The organism is Streptomyces sp. NPDC001443, from assembly GCF_053597355.1.
Genome location: NZ_JBSFIA010000096.1, coordinates 1440 through 3273 on the forward strand (window position 1 = coordinate 1440; position 1834 = coordinate 3273).

The 1834-nt window shown below is 65.9% G+C and carries 2 protein-coding genes and 1 pseudogene; all 3 read left to right on the plus strand.

The features are described from left to right. Positions 1-424: pseudogene (locus tag ACWC24_RS41815) on the plus strand (IS21 family transposase); the annotation flags it as partial. Between the two features lie 10 nt (positions 425-434). Beyond that, positions 435-1229 (plus strand): IS21-like element helper ATPase IstB, encoded by a 795-nt coding sequence (gene istB / locus ACWC24_RS41820; protein ID WP_450668163.1) that lies wholly within the window; start codon positions 435-437, stop codon positions 1227-1229. A gap of 150 nt (positions 1230-1379) precedes the next feature. Continuing rightward, a complete protein-coding gene (locus ACWC24_RS41825; protein ID WP_450668164.1) occupies positions 1380-1730 on the plus strand; it encodes a hypothetical protein in 351 nt (116 codons plus the stop codon). The last annotated feature ends 104 nt before the right edge of the window (positions 1731-1834 follow it).

The following is a 1834-nucleotide window of genomic DNA, read 5'->3' on the forward strand; positions in this document are numbered from 1 at the left end:
GGGTGCCCTGCCCGGCGCCACCGCCCTTGACCAGGCCCGTGCTGCCGGGCGATTCACCCCGATCCACGACGCCTGGTGGCAAGCCGCGGTGAAGGCCCACGGAGAACGCGACGGCACCCGGGCCCTGATCGAGGTTCTCCTGCTCAGCCGGCACCTGCCTCACGAACACCTCGTTACAGGCCTCGCCGCCGCCCTTCAGAGCGGGGCCCTCACGTCGGATGCCGTTGCCCTGGAAGCCCGCAAGGCAGCAGATGCCGACACCGAGCCGGAAGAGACACCGCGACCCGTTTCCGGCAGCCAGCACGGCAGTGCGCCGCTGCCCACTGCAGTCCGGGCCCGGCTACCGCCCGACAAACGCCCCCTGCCCTCCGTCGCTCACTACGACCAGCTCCTGCGGCTCCGCCGACCCGATCACAACACCTGAGGAGAACGCCGTGACCCTTCCCCGCCAGCGAGGACTCACCGAACAAGCCGCCAACACCGCCGTCGACCAGGCATGCCGCATGCTGCGGCTACCCACCATCCGGTCCCAGTTTCCCGAGCTGGCCGAGAAGGCCGAACGCGAGCAGATGTCTTACCTCGGCTTCCTCGCCGAACTCCTCCTCGCGGAGTGCGACGACCGGGCCCGCCGCCGCTCAGAGCGCCGCATCAAGGCCGCCGGCTTCCCCCGTGACAAGTCGCTCCGCAAATTCGACTTCGACGCCAACCCCAACATCGACGCGGCCATGATCCACACTCTCGCCAAATGCGAATGGATCAAGAAGGGGCTGCCCCTCTGCCTGATCGGGGACTCCGGCACCGGCAAGTCCCACCTGCTGATCGCCCTCGGCACCGAGGCCGCGATGGCCGGCTACCGCGTCAAGTACGTCTTGGCCACCAAGCTCGTCAACGAGCTCGTCGAAGCCGCCGATGAGAAGCAACTGACCAAGACCATCGCCCGCTACGGCCGCGTCGATCTCCTCTGCATCGACGAACTCGGCTACATGGAACTCGACCGACGCGGCGCCGAACTCCTCTTCCAGGTCCTGACCGAACGCGAGGAGAAGAACAGCGTCGCCATCGCATCCAACGAGTCCTTCTCCGGCTGGACCAAGACCTTCACCGACCCCCGCCTCTGCGCGGCCATCGTCGACCGGCTCACCTTCGGCGGCAACATCATCGAAACCGGCACAGACTCCTACCGCCTCGCCACCACCCGAGCCCGGGCTGCAAAACAGCCGGTCAGCTGAATCGCCCTGAGGACTTGATCTCTGCCGCCAACGAGTTCTAGGGTCGGTCGACCCAACGTCATCCTCTTGGAAGTGTTCATGCCTCGCCGGTCACCGGGCGAGATCAGGACGCAGCTCCCGCAACGCCGAACGCACCACCGGCGGGCACCCGTGATCCGCGGACTGTCCGCCTCGGCAAACAGGCAGATCGCCGCCTTCGAACGAAGCCACAGCCTCCCCGCGGGTGAAGTCGCACACGCGTTCCGCCGCTGGAACACATCCGTCCGCGAGACACGCGGAGACCTCGAGGCGTTCTACGAACGCGATGACACAGACCTCCGCAACGGCGACTACCACGTCCGCACCCTGCTCGAGATCACACTTCATGCTCTGAGGTCCAAGGCACGACGCGAGCTGAGCACAGTCATCGGTCCCGCAGACGAACGCGTGCTCGACCGCACCCTCAACAATCCCTTCGCATCCCAAGACCTCCCCTGGTGGATGCGTCGAATCGGTGTCTGAACCTCCAGCCGTTCCTGGTTTTGACCGACATCTCCAGGCACCTCAAGCCAGCAATGCTGCCAGCACTGACCGACATTCGTTCTTCGTTCTCACCTATGCAGCCA